Genomic DNA, 16,412 nt, shown 5'->3' on the forward strand with positions numbered 1-16,412 from the left:
CGGCCACCGACCCCGGGTCGCCGTTGATGCAAACCTACCCCCGCCTGCCGGTGAGCCTCTGCCGCGGCCGCGGCGTGTGGGTGTGGGACAGCGAGGGCCGGCGCTATCTCGATTGCGTCGCCGGCATCGCGGTGTGCAGCCTGGGCCACAGCAACGGCCGTCTGCGGCGGGCCCTGACCCGCCAGCTGGGCCGGCTGCAGCACGTGTCCAACCTCTACCGGATTCCAGAACAGGAGCAGCTCGCTGCCACGATCACGGCCCGCAGCTGCTTCGATCGCGTCTTCTTCTGCAACTCCGGCGCCGAGGCCAACGAGGCCGCCATCAAGCTGGCCCGCAAGCACGCCCAGGTGGTCCGGGGCCTGGTGGGCACGGTGGAGCGGCCGCCGCTGATCCTCACGGCGGAAGCCAGTTTTCACGGCCGCACCCTGGCCACCGTGACGGCCACGGGCCAGCCGAAATACCACCAGGGGTTCACCCCCATGGTGCAGGGCTTCCGCTACTTCCCCTACAACGACACCGCCGCCTTCGAAGCCCTGCTCGAGGCCTCCGAGGCCGAGGGACCACAGGTGGCGGCCGTGCTGCTGGAGCCCCTGCAGGGGGAAGGGGGCGTGCACCCTGGCGAGCGGGCCTTCTTCCAGAGGGTGCGCCAGCTCTGCGACGCCCATCAGATCCTGCTGATCTTCGATGAGGTGCAGATCGGCGTGGGCCGCAGCGGCCGCCTCTGGGGCTACGAGCGCCTGGGGGTGGAGCCCGATGCGATCACCCTGGCCAAGGGTCTGGGAGGCGGCATCCCCATCGGTGCCCTGGCCGTGAAACGGGCCGTGGATCACTTCCGCCCGGGCGATCACGCCAGCACCTTCGGGGGCAATCCCTTCGCCTGCCGGGCCGCTCTCACGGTGCTGGCCGAAATCGAGCGGCGGCAGCTGCTCCAGCACGTGCAGGCGATGGAAGCGCTGCTGTGCCAGGAACTCTCCGCCCTGGTGCAGCGCCACCCACACCAGCTCACCGGCGTACGCGGCTGGGGCCTGCTGCAGGGACTGGTGCTCAGCGGGGCAGGGCCCAGCGCTCCGGAGCTGGTGAAGGCGGCCCTGGCCCAGGGGCTGCTTGTGGTGCCGGCCGGACCGACGGTCGTGCGCTTTGTACCCCCCCTCACCATCCGCCCCCGGGAGCTGCACCAGGCCGTGGCGCTGCTGGAGCGGGCCCTGCTCAGCCTTGCCTGACGTCATCCCTCGAGCCGGGTCCGCCGGGACCCTGCCCAGCTCCGATCCGTTCGCCGACCTGATCCAGCCCTTCAGCCACCGGGGCGTGGAGCTCGGCCTGGAGCGCCTGCAGGCTGCCCTGGCGGAGCTCGGCCACCCAGAGCGCCGCTTCGCCGCGGTTCAGGTGGCGGGCACCAATGGCAAGGGGTCGATCTGCACCCTCGTGCATGCCGCCCTGCTCGCCGCCGGCATCCGCGCCGGCCTCTACACCTCGCCCCACCTGAGCAGCTGGACCGAGCGCATCCAGCTCGGCGGCGCACCGATCTCGGAGCTGCAGCTGCGGGCCCAGCTGCAGGCGGCGCGGCCCGTGGCCGAACGCCACCGGCTCACCCCCTTCGAACTGGTGACGGCCGCCGCCTTCCTGGCCTTCGCCGAGGCGGATCTGGAGCTGGTGGTGCTGGAGGTGGGCCTGGGGGGCCGGCTCGATGCCACCAGCTGCCATCCGGATCGGCGCGTGGTGGGCTTCGCCAGCATCGGCCTCGATCACCTGGAGGTGCTGGGCCCGGATGCGGCCAGCATCGCCCTGGAGAAGGCAGGCGCCCTGGGGGCGGGGGTGGAAGCCGTCAGCGGCCCCCAGATGCCGGCGGTGGAAGCGGTGCTGCGGCAGCAGGCGGCCCGGCTGGGCGTGCGCCTGAGGTGGGTGACCCCCCTGGATGACAACACCTGGACGCTGGGGCTGCCGGGGCAGGTGCAGCAGCTCAATGCCGCCGTGGCCCTGGGCATGCTGCAGGCCCTGGGGCGCCAGGGCTGGGATCTGCCCGAGCAGGCGATCCGGGAGGGCTTTGCCGCGGCCCGCTGGCCGGGGCGGTTGCAGCGGCTCCAGTGGCAGGGCCTGCCGCTGCTGATCGACGGCGCCCACAACGCGCCGGCGGCCCAGCGACTGAGGGCAGAGCTCGATCAGCACGGCCGGCGCCACGGCCTGCCCCCCGGTGCCCGCCGCTGGGTGCTGGGAATGCTGGCCAACAAGCAGGGGGCCGAGATCCTCCAGGCCCTGCTCGGCCCTGGGGATCAGGCCTGGATCGTGCCGGTGCCCGGCCATGCCTCGTGGCGCCAGAGCGCACTGCTGGGCGGTCTGGGCCCAGGCCAGGCCGCCCGGCTGCACAGCGCCCCAGACCTGCCCACCGCGCTGCGGGCCGCCGCCCGGCAGGGCCGGGGGCCGGTGCTGGTGGCGGGATCCCTCTACCTGCTGGGCCACCTGCTCGCCAGCGCGGCAGCGCCAGGCTGACGGCAGCGCCCCGTGGGCCCAGAGTGAAGACCACCGCCCCGCTCGCCATGGCCCCCCGCCTCCGCACCATTTCACCGGCAGGGCTTTGGGACCAGGGGCTGAGCCAGGTGCTGAGCCGTTGCCACCAGCTGCTGCAGCCATGGCGGCGGCGGCGGCCGTTGCTGCGCATGGCCCTGGGGCTCGGCCTGATGCTGGGCCTGCTGGCCGGCGGACTCACCGCCGGGGCAGGTCCAGCAGCAGCGGAATTCTCCGGAGTGGACTACACCCTCACCAACCAGAGCGGCAAGGACTTCAGCGGCCAGGACCTGGCCAACACCTCCTTTGCGGGGGCCTCCGGCCGCCAGGCCGACTTCTCCGGCGCCAACCTGCATGGCGCCATCCTCACCCAGGCCGCCTTCCCCGAGGCCAGCTTCGCCGGGGCCGACCTCAGTGGCGTGCTGATGGACAAGGTGGACTTCAGCGGCGCCGATTTCAGTGGCGCCAACCTCAGCGACGTGATCGCCGCCGGCAGCAATTTCAGCGGCGCCACGGTGACCGATGCCGACTTCAGCGGCGCCCTGCTCGACCGGGTCGACCAGCGCCTGCTTTGCCGCGACGCCGAGGGCACCCACCCCGTGACCGGCGCCGACACCCGGCTCAGCCTGGGCTGCTAGGGCTGGGGCTGCTGGCGCTGACGCTCCAGCCAGCCCCTGAGCTTGCCGGGGTTGAGCAGGCCGCCCGGGTCATAGGCCGCCTTGGCGGCCACCTGGTCGGCGTCGATGGCGCCCAGGCCGCCGTCCTCCACCGTGATCGCATGGGGGTTGAAGATCACCGCCCCCTGCTGGCGCGCCTGCTGCATCAGGGCCGCCAGGGGAGCTTCCCCCTGCCAGCGCAGCAGGGGCAGGGCCGCCAGGCGGGCGCATCCCTGCTGGCGCACCGCCTCCAGATGCCAGAGCAGGTCGTCGCCCCAGCGCTCGCTGAGGGCCGCCAGGCAGGGGGCTTCCGGCTGGGGCAGCAGCATCTGCAGGTAGGTCCAGCCCTGCTGCTGGGCACGCCAGTGCAGGGTGGTGTGGTTCCAGCTGAGCTCGCGCAGGGGCAGGCCCCGGCTCTCCCCCTGGGGGGCCTGCCAGCGCAGGCAGCCGCCCCTGGCCTGCAGCCAGCCCGGCAGCAGCTCCAGGCTGTCGGGCGCGGCCAGCAGCAGCAGCCGGTGTTCGCCGGGCGCCGCGGCCGGGCAGCCCGCCGGCCAGGGGGAGCGGGCCGCAATCGGTGCCTCCAGCAGGGTGATGGCCTGGAGCAGCAGGGCGGTGCCGGCCAGAGCGGACGCCGCCGCCACGGCCTGCTGCCAGGACTCGAAGCCCACCACCAGCTGCTGCCAGGCCACGGCCTCGGTGGTGGGCAGCCGCAGGGCCGTGAGGATGCCGTTGGTGCCATAGGCATGGTTGAGCGGCTGGCTGGCCGTCGCATCCAGCCGCAGCAGCCGCGGTTCAGGCTCCACCGTGACCACCTCCAGACCCAGCAGGTTGCCCGGATCCCGCAGGAAGCCCCAGCGCAGCGAGCCGATCCCGCCGGATCCCCCCGCCACGAAGCCGCCGATGCTGGCGCTGCGGGCGGTGCTGGGCTGGAGCCGCAGGGCCCGGCCATGGGGAGCCAGCTGCTGCTCGAGGGTCGCCATCACCAGGCCCGCCTCCACCTCGATCACGCCGCTGCGGGGATCCAGGCTGCGCAGGCGATTCAGCCCCATCAGCTCCAGCACCACGCCACCGGCCAGCGGCACGCACTGGCCGTAATTGCCGGTGCCGGCCCCCCGCACGGTGAGAGGCACCTCCAGCCGGGCGCAGCCGGCTGCCACGGCCCGCACCTGCTCCACCGTCGAGGCCCTTACAGCGAGCTGGGCCCGCTGAGCCTGGAACACCGGCACCAGCAGGGGGGAGTAGTCGAAAAAATCCCGCGACAGGCGCTGGAGCTCCGCCGGCTGCCCCTCCCCCACCAGCTCCAGGCCAGCACCAGCAGCGGCCTGGTCTGGGGCCTGCTCTGGGGCCAGCTCACCAGCGAGCTCCTCTGCCAACTGGGCGATCACGGCCGGATCCGGCCTCGGCGGCAGCCCCTCCAGGCAGAGAGCCGATCCAGCAGCGGGGGGAGGTGAGGCCATCGCAGCGCAACCCAGGGGAGCCCACAGGCCCCGAGCTCACCATCATTGGCGCGGCGTTGGCCCCACTGCGCGGAGCAGAGGGGAGGGCTGCTCCATCGGTGGCGGCTCCAGCCACACCCCGGCCCGCAGCACCCGGCGCTGGGGGCTGCGGGCCAGCAGCTCGCCCCAGCTGCGCGCCGCCAGCACCACCAGGTCGGCCGGGGCGCCGGTCCGCAGCACCCCATCCCACTCCAGCCCCAGCAAAGCGGCGGCCGCGGTGCTGAAGGGCGCCAGGCCCTGGCGGCGGCTGGGCACCACGTGGCTGGTGATGGCCGCCAGGCGCAGCAGCTCGATCGGATCGAAGTCACCGCCTGGGAACCAGGGATCCTGCACGTTGTCGGCCCCGATCGCCACCCGCACGCCGGCCCGCTGCAGCGTGGCGATCGGGGCCTGCACCCGTCGGTCCGGCGTGCGGCCAGGGCGCCGGCCCAGCAGCCAGAGGTTGGTGAGCGGCAGGGCCACCACGCCGATGCCGGCCTGGGCCAGCCGCTCCGCCAGCCGGTCGGCGCGGCGATCCGACAGCAGGGCCAGGCTGGCGGCATGGCTGCAGACGATCGGCACCTCGCAGCGCTGCTCCAGGGCCAGGCGCACCACCAGCTCCACCCCCCGGGCGGGCTGGGTGTCGGCCTCGTCCACGTGCAGATCCACCGCCGCCCCATGGCGCTCGGCCAGGGCCAGCAGGGCCGCCAGGGCCTCGCGGTCGGAGAGGCTGGCGCCGTAGGGCGGGCCGAGCACCCCGCCGAGCAGGCCACCCCGCTCGGCCACCCAGCGGGCCAGCTCCTCGCCCTGGGGGGTGAGCCAGTGCAGCAGGGGCGTCAGGGCCACCAGCTGCAGCTCCACCCGGCCGGCCCAGCGGCGACGGATCTCGAGCAGGGCCTCCCAGCTCGCCACGGCCCCTGGACCGACGCTGTCCACATGGCTGCGCAGGGCCCGAACCCCCTGGCGCCAGGCCAGCTGCAGGGCGCGCTCGGCCCGCTCCAGCACCTGGGCCTCGCTGCGCTCGCCGTACTCCCTCTGGTTCTGGGCCAGGGCGCCGGCCATGGTGCCGTCCCAGTTGGGGAAGCGCGGGGCCGAAAAGGCCTTGTCGAGATGGGCGTGGGGCTCCACCAGGGGGGGCAGGGCCAGGGGCAGCGACTCGGCAGCGGCTTCCGGCCCCAGGGGGCGCAGACCGGTGATCCGTCCCTCCTGCCAGCTGAGCTCCACGGCCACCAGGCCCTCGGCATCCACCGGAGCGAGATCCGACTGCCGCGCCTCCAGCAGGGCCCTGGGCAGGCGCAACTCCAGACGGCCCGCCCTGCTCCCGAGGGCGCTGGCGGGGGTGGCGCCGGGTGGATGGGCGCTCATGAACCAGGCTCCCGCGCCTGCACGATCACGAACCGTCCTGCCACACCCACAACGGTGGCCTCGAAGCGGGGCACCCGCCAGCGCAGCACCTGCTGACCACCCAGCTGGCTGTGATACACGCTCAGCACCCCGAAATTGGTGCGGCGGGTCTGTCGCTGCACCACCGCGCCCAAGGAGGTGCGCTGGGAGGCCACCAGGGCGGCGCAGTCGGCCACCGCCAGGCCCAGCACCGAGGGGAGCGTGCTGCTCTCACACACCCGGCTGGAGATCTCCTCCACCAACCGGCCCGCGGCGAAGTCGGCGAACTCGGCAGGGCCGGGGTTGGTCCAGGCCAGCATCCCCCCGGCCCCAGCGAGCAGGACGGCGCCTCCCACCAGGGGTGCACACCAGGCGGAGCTGCGCGGGTCAGGCAGGGCGGAGGAGGCCGGAAGTGCTGCCAGCCTGGCACCAGGAGGAGGCGTTCAGCGCAGGACCGGAGCCCCGGGCCAGCCCCGGACGCCAGCGCACGACTTGGTACATTGGCCCAGGCCATGGCGGGCGTCGCCAAGTGGTTAAGGCAGCGGCTTGTGGCGCCGCCATTCGGGGGTTCGAATCCCCTCGCTCGCCCTTCCATCCCCGCTCAGGGGGCCGTCAGGAGGCCAGGAGATCAGCCCCGGCTGACCCATCCAGGGCCTCCAGAAGCATCCCGGCGCCCTGGCGTACGGGATCGGCGCAGGCAAGCCCCAGCTGCTCCGCCGTGCGGGCGGTGGCCGCAACGGCCTCCTGCTCCGCCAGCTGCATGGTGTTGAGGGCCACCGCCCGCACCCTGGGCCGCAGGCCGTCGGCACGGCCGAGGGCCGCCAGGCCCTCCACCACGGCGATCAGCTCCTGCAGCGGCGGGATCACCAGGTGGGGCAGACCCTTGATGTGGCGCTGCCCGGCCCGGTGCACCAGCAGCAGCTCGGTGGGCTGACTGCCCCGCAGCAGCGGCAGGGTGGCGGTGGAGCCCGGGTGGCAGAGAGAGCCCTGCCCCTCCACCAGCAGCAGACCGTCCCGGCCGAGGCCAGCGCCCGCCTCGAGCACGGCGGCCTCCACGGCACCGGCGGCATAGTCCACCCGCACAGCGTCCAGGGGCACACCGCCACCGGCGATCAGGATGCCGGCCTGGCCGGTGCCCACGAAGCGCGCCGCGCGGCCGCGCCGCCGGGCTTCCGCCAGCAGCTCCAGGCAGGCGCTCATCTTGCCCACGGCCATGTCGCTGCCCACGGCCAGCAGGCGCCGGCAGGGCAGATCGGCCGCCCGCGCCGACGCCACCGCCAGCCCGGAGGGCTCCTGACGCAGGTCCCAGATCCAGGCCCCAGGCGCCAGCAGGGCCGCCAAGCCGGGGTCGTCGCCGATGCGGCTGTGCAGGCCACTGGCCACCGACCAGCCCGCCCCCAGGGCCGTCGCCAGGTCGGCCCGCAGCGCCGGCGGCAGCAGCCCCCCGGAGGGCGCCAGTCCCACCACCGCCACCGCCGGCCCCAGGGGCAGGGCTGCCGCCACGCTCTCCAGCACCGGCACGGCGCGATCGATGCCGGTCACCTCCTTCAGGCTGCGGCCGGCATGGGCCGGATCCACCACGGCCAGCAGCGGCCCGGGCCGGTAGCGCAGCATCGCCAGGCCGGTCTTGCCGGAGAGGTTGTCGAGGCCGTCGTGGAGCAGCAGCACCACCGGATCCTGGGCCTGCAGGCAGGTGCGGGCGCCCCCCCCTGGCGGCTCGGCTCTCACGGCAGCCCCTCCGGCGCCAGCCCCGCAGCCGCCCTGGGCACCAGCCCGGGCCAGGCCTCCGCCACACCGATCCCCAGGCCCGGCTCACCGGGCAGCAGCAGCTGATCGCCCTGGCAGTCCAGGCCCGTGAAGGGGTCGTCCACCAGGTTGAGGTGGCTGTCGAGATCGGGCCAGCGCACCAGCGGCAGCAGCTGGGCCGCGGCGCCGTTCAGCAGGGCGCCGTCGGAGTAGCAGCCCAGCATCACCCCCAGCCCCAGACGCCGCGCCGTCTGGGCCATCAGCAGGGCCTCCGTGAGTCCGCCGCTCTTGAGCAGCTTGATGTTGACCCCATCGGTGTGGGGGGCCAGCCGCAGCAGATCCTCGAGGTTCCAGCAGCTCTCATCGGCCACCAGGGGCAGGGGGCAGTGGGGATGCAGGGCCGCGAAGCCGGCCCTGTCGCGCGTCGGGTCAAGCTGCGGCGCCAGCGGCTGCTCCAGGAGCACCACCCCATGGGCCTGGAGCTCAGGCAGCAGGCGCAGGGCGTCCTCCAGGCTCCAGCCCCCGTTGGCATCCACCTGCAGCTCACAGGCCGCGCCAGCCTGCTGCCGTTTGCGCTCCAGGGCCTCCGCCACCGCCTGCAGCAGGGCGCGGTCGTGATCGAGGCCCTCCGGGCTGCCCAGCTTGAGCTTGATGCGGCTGGCGGGCAGCTGCTGCCACCAGCGCTCGAGCCGCGCCAGCACCGCCGAGGGCGTGCCCAGCCCCAGGGTGACGCTGGTGGCGACACAGGCGCCTGGATCCAGGCCCCAGAGCCGCCAGAGGGGCTGCCCGAGGCGCTTGCCCCGCCAGTCGTGCAGGGCCAGATCGAGGCCACAGCGGGCGGGGGGCGAGAGCTGCGCCAGCAGCGGTTCCAGGCTCTGCGACCCCAGGGGTGAGGCCCCCTGCAGATGCGGGGCCAGGGCCTCCAGTTCGGCGGCGACGGCGGCGGTGTCGTAGTGGCGATGGCCGGTGTCGAAACCGCCGGTTTCCCCCAGGCCCGTGAGGCCCTCGTGACTCACCTCCACCAGCAGATGCTCCACCGCGCTGGTGCTGCCACGGCTGATCGCCAGGGGCACGGCCTTGGTGAGGCGGAACGGGCGCAGGCGGCAGCGCATCGGTTCGGGCCCCTGGCGGGTGCGGCGTTGAAACCACGCTGGCACGGGGTCGGTCGCACCGAAGGGCCTGCGGGCCAGCGGGGGGCTGGGGCTGGGCGGGGCTCCAGACTCCAGGCGTCGGCCGGCCCCGGCATCGGCCCCCTCCCCGCAGCCTCGCGATGGCCCCGTCCAGCGTCAACGCCACAGCGATCCAGGAGATTCTCAACGAGGCCCACGCCCGCTTCTCAGACCTGAAGGATGGCCAGCCGGCCCGCTACATCCCGGAGCTGGCCAAGGCCAACCCCGACCATTTCGGCATTGCCCTGGCCACCACCAGCGGCCATGTGTACAGCGTCGGAGACGCCGCTGAGTGCTTCACGATTCAGTCGATCTCCAAGCCATTCACCTACGCCCTGGCCCTGAAACTGCTGCCGGCGGGCCAGCTGCTGCAGACGGTGGGGGTGGAGCCCTCGGGGGATGCCTTCAACGCCATCAGCCTGGATGGGGCGTCAGGCCGGCCGCGCAACCCGATGATCAATGCCGGCGCAATCGCCACCACGGCCCAGGTGATGGCCCAGGCCCCGGACCATGCCGCGGGCCTGCTGCTCGACTTCTATTCCAGCCTGGCCGGCCGGCCCCTGACGGTGGATGAGGCGGTGTTCCGCTCCGAGCGGGACAGCGGCCACCGCAACCGCGCCATCGGCCACCTGCTGCGCCAGTTCGGGATCATCGGCAGCGACCCTGAGCCCAGCCTGCAGCTGTACTTCCGGCAGTGCGCCGTGTCGGTGAGCTGCCTCGATCTGGCCAGCATGGCCGCCACCCTCGCCTGCCAGGGCCGCCATCCCCGCACCGGCGTCAGCGTGATCGAGCCGCAGACCACCACCAACGTGCTGGCCGTGATGGGCAGCTGCGGCATGTACAACTACGCCGGCCAGTGGCTGCACGATGTGGGCATGCCGGCCAAGAGCGGCGTGGCCGGCGGCCTGCTGGCCGTGGTGCCCGGCCGTCTTGGGCTGGCGGTGTACTCCCCGCCCCTGGACAGTCTGGGCAACTCCGTTCGAGGCGTTGCGGTGTGTGAGTGGTTGTCTCGGCAGCTGGATCTGCACCTGTTCAACCAGCCAGCCCCGGCGGGGCGCTGCCTGCGCTCCAGCAGCGACGGCTGCCGGCGCCATTCGCGCCGCTGGCGCCAGCAGGGGGAGCGCGACTGGCTCGATCGCCAGGGCGCCCGGCTGAAGCTGCTGGAGGTGCAGGGGGTGCTCGATTTCGCCGCCGGCGAGGAGCTCCTGGCGGAGATCGACCGCCAGGCCAAGGCGGGGTCCGTGCTGGTGCTCGACCTGACCAGGGTCAGCAGCCTGCCCGCCGTGGGCGCCAGGTTGATGCGGCAGCAGCTCGGCAGCCTCGGCCCCCGGCACAGCACCGTGTTGCTCTGCATGGGCAGGCACGGGGAGGCGCTGTGGCCAGAAGGCCTGGGCGTGCCGACGCCAATCCCCTGGCTGCAGACCTTCAGCAGCCTGGATGAGGCCTTGGAGCACGCCGAGGAGCTGCTGCTGGCGGAGCGGCCCGCTCCGGCCGCTCCACCCCTGGAGCAGCGGCCGGGGCTGCTGGAGCGCTTGCCACAAGCGAGTCGCAAGCTGCTCGAGCCCCTGCTGCAGCGGCGGAGGTTCCAGGCCGGAGAGCTGGCCTGCCGTGGCGGGGGCCCCGGCAGCGATCTGTTTCTGATCGAATCGGGCCGCTTCAGCGTGCTGAACGCCGTGGGCTCCGACGGGCGCCAGGATCGTCTCGCCAGCTTCGGCGCCGGCTGCTGGTTCGGGGAAGTGGCCTTCCTGGGCAGCGGCGAGGGCAGTGCCGATGTGCTGGCCGAGGCCCCCGGAAGCTGCCTGGTGCTGGGCCGCGCGGGCCTCGAGCAGCTGGAGCTGCAGCATCCCGCCGTGCTGATCCAGCTGATGCGGTTGCTCCACGGCGAGCTGGCCTGCAAGCTCGAGCGCACCAACCAGGAGCTGGTGCTGCTGGAGGAGGGCTGAAGCCGGCCCCGGCCGCCATGGGTTAAAGGCGGCCCCGGCCGCCATGCGGGAAAATGGTGCAATGACGGCAACCCACTCCCTCCAACTGGCGCCACCAGCTGCCCAGAGCCCCGCGGGGCCGGGCCCGGGCAGCTACTGGATCACCACCTTCGGCTGCCAGATGAACAAGGCGGATTCCGAGCGCATGGCCGGAATCCTCGAGACCCTGGGCTACCGCCAGGCCAGCGCCGAGCTCAGCGCCGATCTGGTGCTCTACAACACCTGCACCATCCGCGACAACGCCGAGCAGAAGGTGTACAGCTACCTGGGCCGCCAGGCCCAGCGCAAGCGCCTCAACCCCCACCTCACCCTGGTGGTGGCGGGCTGTGTGGCTCAGCAGGAGGGTGAGGCGCTGCTGCGGCGCGTGCCTGAGCTCGATCTGGTGATGGGCCCCCAGCACGCCAACCGGCTCGACACCCTGCTGGCCCAGGTGGAGCAGGGCCAGCAGGTGGTGGCCACCGGCGAGCACCACATCCTTGAGGACATCACCACCGCCCGCCGCGACAGCGCCGTGTGCGCCTGGGTGAACGTGATCTACGGCTGCAACGAACGCTGCACCTACTGCGTGGTGCCCTCGGTGCGCGGCCAGGAGCAGAGCCGCCGGCCCGAGGCCATCCGCCTCGAGATGGAGGGGCTGGCGGCGCGGGGCTTCCGCGAGATCACCCTGCTCGGGCAGAACATCGATGCCTATGGCCGCGACCTGCCCGGCATCACCCCCGAGGGCCGCCGCCAGCACACCCTCACCGACCTGCTGCACCACGTCCACGACGTGGAGGGCCTGGAGCGGATCCGCTTTGCCACCAGCCACCCCCGCTACTTCACCGAGCGGCTGATCGATGCCTGCGCCGCCCTGCCGAAGGTGTGTGAGCATTTCCATATCCCCTTCCAGAGCGGCGATGACGCCGTGCTGAAGGCGATGGCCCGGGGCTACACGGTGGAGCGCTACCGCCGCATCCTCAGCCGCATCCGTGAGCGCATGCCCGATGCGGCGATCAGCGCCGATGTGATCGTGGCGTTTCCAGGCGAATCCGAGGCCCAGTTCCGCCGCACCCTGGCCCTGATCGAGGAGATCGGCTTCGATCAGGTGAACACCGCCGCCTACTCGCCACGCCCCAACACCCCTGCCGCTGACTGGCCTGATCAGCTCAGCGAGACCGTGAAGGTGGAGCGTCTGCAGGAGCTCAATGCCCTGGTGGAGCGCACGGCACGGCGGCGCAGCGCCCGCTATCAGGGCCGCCTCGAGCAGGTGCTGGTGGAGGGCCCCAACCCCCGCCAGGCCAGTCAGTGGATGGGCCGCACCCGCACCAACCGGCTCACCTTCTTCAGCGCTGATCAGCCGGCCGGGGCCGGCCCTGGCTCAGGGGCTCCGGCCGTGCAGGCCGGCGATCTGGTGAACGTGCGCATCGAGGAGGTGCGGGCCTTCTCGCTGAGCGGCACACTGGCCTGAGTTACAGCCCGGGATGGCTGCCCGCCGCGATGACCCCTGCCCCAAGCCAAGGCCGGATCCATGTGGGCCTGATCTTCGGCGGGGCTTCCGGCGAGCACGCCATCTCCATCCGCTCGGCCGCCACGGTGGCCGCCGCCCTGCGGGCTGAAGCCAATGCCGCCCGCTACGCCCTGAGCTGTTTCTACATCGACCAGCGCGGCCGCTGGTGGGGTCCGGAACTGGCCGACCGGGTGCTGGCCCAGGGCACTCCGGCGAACGCGACCCAGCTCGCTCCCGGCACGGAACGCTCCGGCTTCCAGGGCTTTCCCGATGCAGCCCTGGCGGTGCAGGTGTGGTTCCCGGTGCTGCACGGCCCCAACGGCGAGGACGGCACGATCCAGGGCTTGTTCGCCCTCATGCAGGTGCCGTTCGTGGGCTCCGGGGTGCTCGGTTCGGCCGTGGGCATGGACAAGCTGGCCATGAAGGCCGCCTTTGCCGCCTCAGGACTTCCTCAGGTGCCCTATGCCGCCGTGAGCGCCGCCGAAGTCCAGAGCGATGCCGAGGCCGTGCTGGATCGGCTGGAGGCCCAGCTCAGTTACCCCTGCTTCGTGAAGCCCGCCAACCTGGGCTCCTCCGTGGGCATCAGCAAGGCCAGGGATCGGCCCTCGCTGCTTGAGGGCCTGCGCGATGCCGCCGACCTCGATCCGCGGGTGGTGGTGGAGCAGGGCGTCACCGCCCGGGAGCTGGAGTGCGCCGTGCGCGGCGGCGGCCCCAGGCCCTTCAGTGCCTCGGTGCTGGGGGAAATCCGCTTCGACGCCGACTGGTACGACTACGAGACCAAGTACAGCGATGGCAGGAGCCGCACCCTGATCCCCGCACCGGTGCCGGAGGCGGTGGCGGAGCGGGCCCGCAGCATGGCCGTGCAGGCCTGCGAGGCCCTGAACGCCTCGGGGCTGGCCCGGGTCGATTTCTTCTACGCCGAGGGCGAGGTGGGGAGCAAGGCTGAGGGCGAGGCGGGGAGCGAGACGGCGGGTGGCGGCCTCTGGCTCAATGAAATCAACACCCTGCCTGGCTTCACCAGCCTCAGCATGTACCCGATGCTGTGGCAGGCCACGGGCGTCGACCTGGACACCCTGGTGGATGAACTGATCCAGGCCGCCCTGGAGTGGCCTTCCCCTGCCGACCCGGCCCCAGGACGCTTCAAAGGAGTCTCCCCATGATTCACGGCTTGCTCTGGCTGCCCCTGCTGCTCGTCTTCGTGCTGCTCACGTCCCTGGGCTGGCTGGAGCGGCGGCGGCAACAGCTGTTCCGGGACTGGGCCGAGGGGTCTGAACTGGCCAAGCTCGACGGCTGCGGTGCCGCCCGGCTGGTGGACGGGGTGCTGAGCTGGAGCACCTTCGATGCCGGCGCCCTGGTGGAGCAGGACTCCTTCAGCATCAAGCAACTGGAGCTGGTGGAACTGCTGGCGCTCGGATCGGGCGAGGCGCCCCTCACCGAGGAATCCCAGGGGGCCTGCCGGCTGCGCCTGGTGGGGGGCGGCGCCCAGAAGGATCTCCCCTTCGCCGATGCCGAGCGAGCCCGGCGCTGGATGGATGAACTGATGGCCAGTTCCCGCTGCGAGCTGTGAGTCCGTCCAGGCCCCTTCCCCCAGGAGCTGAGCGCAGACGCCAGCTGCGCCTTGAGCGCCGCCGCGAGCGGCTGCGCAACGGCTGGCGGCTGCTGGTGCTGCTCGGCCTCGCCGGCGGCCTGGGCTACACCCTGCTGCGCCAGGGCTGGACCCTCAGCGACCCGCAGCAGGTGGAGGTGCTGGGCAGCAAGCAGGTGGGCGCCGAGCAGGTGATCGAGGCTGCGGGGCTGACCTTCCCCCAGACCCTGCTCAGCCTGGAGCCCAGCCAGGTCGCCGCCTCCCTCGCCGAGGCCCTGCCCGTGGAGGAGGTGCGGGTGACGCGGCTGATGGCACCGCCGCGGCTGCAGGTGCAGCTCACCGACCGCCAGGCCGTGGCCCGCGCCCGGCGGCGCACCGCCCAGGGCAACGAGACCGGCTTCGTGGATCGCTCCGGCTACTGGATGAACAGCCGCCAGGGGGCGCTGATGGCCGATGCAGCGGCTTCGGGCCTGCTGGTGAGCGGCTGGCAACCGCGGCTTCGGCCGGTGCTGGCTGAGGTTCTGGAGCGCCGCGACGCCCTGGGCAGCGATCTGCTGGAGATCCGTTTTGCTCCTGATGGAGGCCTGTGGCTGCGAAGCGCCAGCCTGGGGCTGGTGCGCCTGGGGCCAGCCGACGCCCAGCTCCCCCGCCGCCTGGAGGTGCTGGCTCACCTCGTCAAGACCCTCCCAGCTCAGCTCAAGGGCAAACCACTCAGAACTCTCGACCTCACTGATCCGGAACAGCCCGAGCTCGCCCTCAAGAAAGCGCCCACAGCCAAGCCAGCCTCCCCTTGAGCCTCTGCTCAGCAGAGGTTGATCGGGCCTTCAACCGGCTTGGCCGATGAGATAAGCCCACCCGTTCCGTGGGCAAAAGAGCAAAGGGTCGCCATCGAACAAAGTCACGGTGGCCACTTGCGGACATAATGCGCCCAGCTCACCGGCATTCCAGCCCCATGGCGCAAGACGACGGCCCCAATTCCGTGCCGCCGATCCCAACGGGTGATTCGATTACTCTGCCTGCGAGCCCGACGGCCAATGGTGCCCTCACCAACCGCGACGCGATGACCCATACCCCGACTCATGCCGCCGGCATTGTTCCCAGCCAGACGGCCCGGATCGAGGTGATCGGTGTAGGTGGTGGCGGCAGCAACGCCGTGAATCGGATGATTGCCTCTGAGCTGCACGGGCTGGGCTACAGGGTGCTGAACACCGATGCCCAGGCGCTGTTGCAGTCGGCGGCCCAGAAGCGCACTCAGCTGGGGCAGAAGCTCACCCGTGGTCTCGGTGCCGGCGGCAACCCGGTGATCGGCCAGAAGGCCGCGGAGGAATCCCGGGCTGAACTGCAGGAGTCGCTCCAGGGTGCCGATCTCATCTTCATTGCCGCCGGCATGGGCGGCGGCACCGGCACGGGCGCGGCGCCGATCCTGGCGGAAGTGGCCAAGGAGGTGGGGGCGCTCACCGTGGGCATCGTCACCAAGCCGTTCGGATTCGAGGGCCGTAAGCGGATGCGCCAGGCCGAGGAGGGCATTGCCCGGCTGGCCGAGCATGTCGATACCCTGATCGTGATTCCCAATGACCGCCTGCGGGACGAGATCGCCGGCGCTCCCCTCAATGAGGCCTTCCGCGCCGCCGATGACGTGCTGCGCATGGGCGTGAAGGGCATCAGCGACATCATCACCAAACCCGGCCTGGTGAACGTGGACTTCGCTGACGTGCGCTCGGTGATGGCCGATGCCGGCACCGCCCTGCTGGGCATCGGCGTGGGCTCGGGTCGCAGCCGCGCCAGCGAGGCGGCCCAGGCCGCCATGAGCAGCCCGCTGCTGGAGTCGGCCCGCATCGATGGCGCCAAGGGCTGCGTGATCAACATCAGCGGCGGCATCGACATGACCCTGGAGGACATGACCACGGCCTCGGAGGTGATCTATGACGTGGTCGACCCCGACGCCAACATCATCGTGGGCGCCGTCGTGGACGAGCGGCTGGAGGGCGAGATCCATGTGACGGTGATCGCCACCGGCTTCGCAGGTGGCACCACCTACCGCCCCGAACGACCGGCGGTGAGCTTCGCCACCAGCCCGCCGTTCACCCCCACTCCCACACCCGAAGAGCGCGGCGCCAAGATCCCGCCGTTCCTGCTGAACCGCCAGACGCGGCCGGGTGATCAGGAGAGCTGAGGGCTACCGCCGCCATCGCTTAGCAGCTCCAACAGAGAGCCCAATCAGACGTGAGTGGTGAACTCCGCCGGCCGATCCATTCATGGCCGCGCTGGCGGTGCTGCACGGCTGCGGATGGGCAGCCCGAAGGGGGTGACCCGGATTCCACGCCTGCCCTGAGCATCCCGTGTGGCTGCTGCCTTCCGGTCCTGACCAGGTTTGGGCGTCTGGGCCGCGTGGGTCCGAGTCGTGTGGATGCTAGCAATGGCCCCCTCCCTC

At 72.2% G+C, this 16,412-nt stretch carries 14 protein-coding genes, 1 tRNA gene and 1 other RNA gene; 10 read left to right on the plus strand and 6 right to left on the minus strand.

Going from position 1 to position 16,412, the window contains the following annotated elements:
- The first annotated feature begins 26 nt into the window (after nt 1-26).
- The 3 genes from CyaNS01_RS10775 (at nt 27) to CyaNS01_RS10785 (ending at nt 3,137) form a co-directional block, all read left to right on the plus strand.
- Complete coding sequence (locus CyaNS01_RS10775; RefSeq protein ID WP_186697081.1) at nt 27-1,220, plus strand: aspartate aminotransferase family protein; 1,194 nt, start codon at nt 27-29, stop codon at nt 1,218-1,220.
- On the plus strand, nt 1,213-2,484 hold the full coding sequence (locus CyaNS01_RS10780) for a folylpolyglutamate synthase/dihydrofolate synthase family protein (RefSeq protein ID WP_225875643.1): 1,272 nt from the start codon (nt 1,213-1,215) through the stop codon (nt 2,482-2,484). Before CyaNS01_RS10775 ends, CyaNS01_RS10780 begins: the two co-directional genes overlap by 8 nt.
- Before the next feature lie 167 nt (nt 2,485-2,651).
- Nucleotides 2,652-3,137, plus strand: coding sequence for a pentapeptide repeat-containing protein (locus CyaNS01_RS10785; protein ID WP_186700680.1), 486 nt, complete (start codon nt 2,652-2,654; stop codon nt 3,135-3,137).
- Here CyaNS01_RS10785 and CyaNS01_RS10790 read toward each other — a convergent pair.
- From CyaNS01_RS10790 to CyaNS01_RS10800, 3 genes are read right to left on the minus strand one after another with little or no spacing between them, the layout of a single operon-like run.
- Nucleotides 3,134-4,612, minus strand: a complete 1,479-nt coding sequence (locus tag CyaNS01_RS10790; RefSeq protein ID WP_186697082.1) for an FAD-binding oxidoreductase — start codon at nt 4,610-4,612, stop codon at nt 3,134-3,136. The genes CyaNS01_RS10785 and CyaNS01_RS10790 overlap by 4 nt on opposite strands.
- 42 nt (nt 4,613-4,654) lie before the next feature.
- The gene (locus CyaNS01_RS10795) at nt 4,655-5,995 is read right to left on the minus strand and encodes an amidohydrolase family protein (protein ID WP_186697083.1); all 1,341 of its coding nucleotides are present in this window, start codon (nt 5,993-5,995) and stop codon (nt 4,655-4,657) included.
- Nucleotides 5,992-6,369, minus strand: a complete 378-nt coding sequence (locus CyaNS01_RS10800) for a DUF4359 domain-containing protein (protein WP_186697084.1) — start codon at nt 6,367-6,369, stop codon at nt 5,992-5,994. The genes CyaNS01_RS10795 and CyaNS01_RS10800 overlap by 4 nt, the downstream gene beginning before the upstream one ends.
- 159 nt (nt 6,370-6,528) lie before the next feature.
- On the opposite strand from CyaNS01_RS10800, the gene CyaNS01_RS10805 reads away from it, so the two are divergent.
- A tRNA-His gene (locus tag CyaNS01_RS10805) sits at nt 6,529-6,601 on the plus strand.
- A 24-nt stretch (nt 6,602-6,625) separates the two neighbouring features.
- On the opposite strand, the gene CyaNS01_RS10810 is transcribed toward CyaNS01_RS10805, so the two are convergent.
- Nucleotides 6,626-7,741, minus strand: coding sequence for a DUF1611 domain-containing protein (locus CyaNS01_RS10810; protein ID WP_225875644.1), 1,116 nt, complete (start codon nt 7,739-7,741; stop codon nt 6,626-6,628).
- Nucleotides 7,738-8,871: a dipeptide epimerase gene (locus CyaNS01_RS10815; protein WP_186700682.1), complete on the minus strand. Its 1,134-nt coding sequence runs from the start codon at nt 8,869-8,871 to the stop codon at nt 7,738-7,740. Before CyaNS01_RS10815 ends, CyaNS01_RS10810 begins: the two co-directional genes overlap by 4 nt.
- A gap of 158 nt (nt 8,872-9,029) precedes the next feature.
- Here CyaNS01_RS10815 and glsA point away from each other — a divergent pair, with 158 nt between their 5' ends.
- The 6 genes from glsA to ftsZ all read left to right on the plus strand — a co-directional run bounded on the left by glsA (nt 9,030) and on the right by ftsZ (nt 16,154).
- Nucleotides 9,030-10,871 (plus strand): glutaminase A, encoded by a 1,842-nt coding sequence (gene glsA / locus CyaNS01_RS10820; protein ID WP_186697085.1) that lies wholly within the window; start codon nt 9,030-9,032, stop codon nt 10,869-10,871.
- Nucleotides 10,872-10,932: 61 nt separating this feature from the next.
- Nucleotides 10,933-12,357 carry a tRNA (N6-isopentenyl adenosine(37)-C2)-methylthiotransferase MiaB gene (gene miaB / locus CyaNS01_RS10825; RefSeq protein ID WP_225875645.1) on the plus strand — a complete coding sequence of 475 codons (1,425 nt, stop codon included), beginning with the start codon at nt 10,933-10,935 and terminating at the stop codon, nt 12,355-12,357.
- Nucleotides 12,358-12,386: 29 nt separating this feature from the next.
- A complete protein-coding gene (locus CyaNS01_RS10830; protein WP_186697086.1) occupies nt 12,387-13,556 on the plus strand; it encodes a D-alanine--D-alanine ligase family protein in 1,170 nt (389 codons plus the stop codon).
- Nucleotides 13,553-13,963 (plus strand): hypothetical protein, encoded by a 411-nt coding sequence (locus CyaNS01_RS10835; protein ID WP_186697087.1) that lies wholly within the window; start codon nt 13,553-13,555, stop codon nt 13,961-13,963. Before CyaNS01_RS10830 ends, CyaNS01_RS10835 begins: the two co-directional genes overlap by 4 nt.
- On the plus strand, nt 13,960-14,775 hold the full coding sequence (locus CyaNS01_RS10840) for a cell division protein FtsQ/DivIB (protein ID WP_186697088.1): 816 nt from the start codon (nt 13,960-13,962) through the stop codon (nt 14,773-14,775). The genes CyaNS01_RS10835 and CyaNS01_RS10840 overlap by 4 nt, the downstream gene beginning before the upstream one ends.
- A gap of 266 nt (nt 14,776-15,041) precedes the next feature.
- Nucleotides 15,042-16,154, plus strand: coding sequence for a cell division protein FtsZ (gene ftsZ / locus CyaNS01_RS10845; RefSeq protein WP_225875646.1), 1,113 nt, complete (start codon nt 15,042-15,044; stop codon nt 16,152-16,154).
- Nucleotides 16,155-16,285: 131 nt separating this feature from the next.
- Here ftsZ and ffs read toward each other — a convergent pair.
- Nucleotides 16,286-16,382, minus strand: an RNA gene (gene ffs, locus CyaNS01_RS10850) — signal recognition particle sRNA small type.
- Nucleotides 16,383-16,412 lie beyond the last annotated feature (30 nt).

The organism is Cyanobium sp. NS01, from assembly GCF_014280235.1.
Lineage (GTDB): Bacteria > Cyanobacteriota > Cyanobacteriia > PCC-6307 > Cyanobiaceae > NIES-981.

Coding starts and splice junctions, on each gene's coding strand:
- CyaNS01_RS10790 (WP_186697082.1), bottom strand. CDS start 4,612: ATGGCCTCACCTCCCCCCGCTGCTGGATCGGCTCTCTGCCTGGAGGGG.
- CyaNS01_RS10795 (WP_186697083.1), bottom strand. CDS start 5,995: ATGAGCGCCCATCCACCCGGCGCCACCCCCGCCAGCGCCCTCGGGAGC.
- CyaNS01_RS10785 (WP_186700680.1), top strand. CDS start 2,652: ATGGCCCTGGGGCTCGGCCTGATGCTGGGCCTGCTGGCCGGCGGACTC.
- CyaNS01_RS10830 (WP_186697086.1), top strand. CDS start 12,387: ATGACCCCTGCCCCAAGCCAAGGCCGGATCCATGTGGGCCTGATCTTC.
- ftsZ (WP_225875646.1), top strand. CDS start 15,042: ATGACCCATACCCCGACTCATGCCGCCGGCATTGTTCCCAGCCAGACG.
- CyaNS01_RS10775 (WP_186697081.1), top strand. CDS start 27: ATGCAAACCTACCCCCGCCTGCCGGTGAGCCTCTGCCGCGGCCGCGGC.
- CyaNS01_RS10835 (WP_186697087.1), top strand. CDS start 13,553: ATGATTCACGGCTTGCTCTGGCTGCCCCTGCTGCTCGTCTTCGTGCTG.
- glsA (WP_186697085.1), top strand. CDS start 9,030: ATGGCCCCGTCCAGCGTCAACGCCACAGCGATCCAGGAGATTCTCAAC.
- miaB (WP_225875645.1), top strand. CDS start 10,933: ATGACGGCAACCCACTCCCTCCAACTGGCGCCACCAGCTGCCCAGAGC.
- CyaNS01_RS10815 (WP_186700682.1), bottom strand. CDS start 8,871: ATGCGCTGCCGCCTGCGCCCGTTCCGCCTCACCAAGGCCGTGCCCCTG.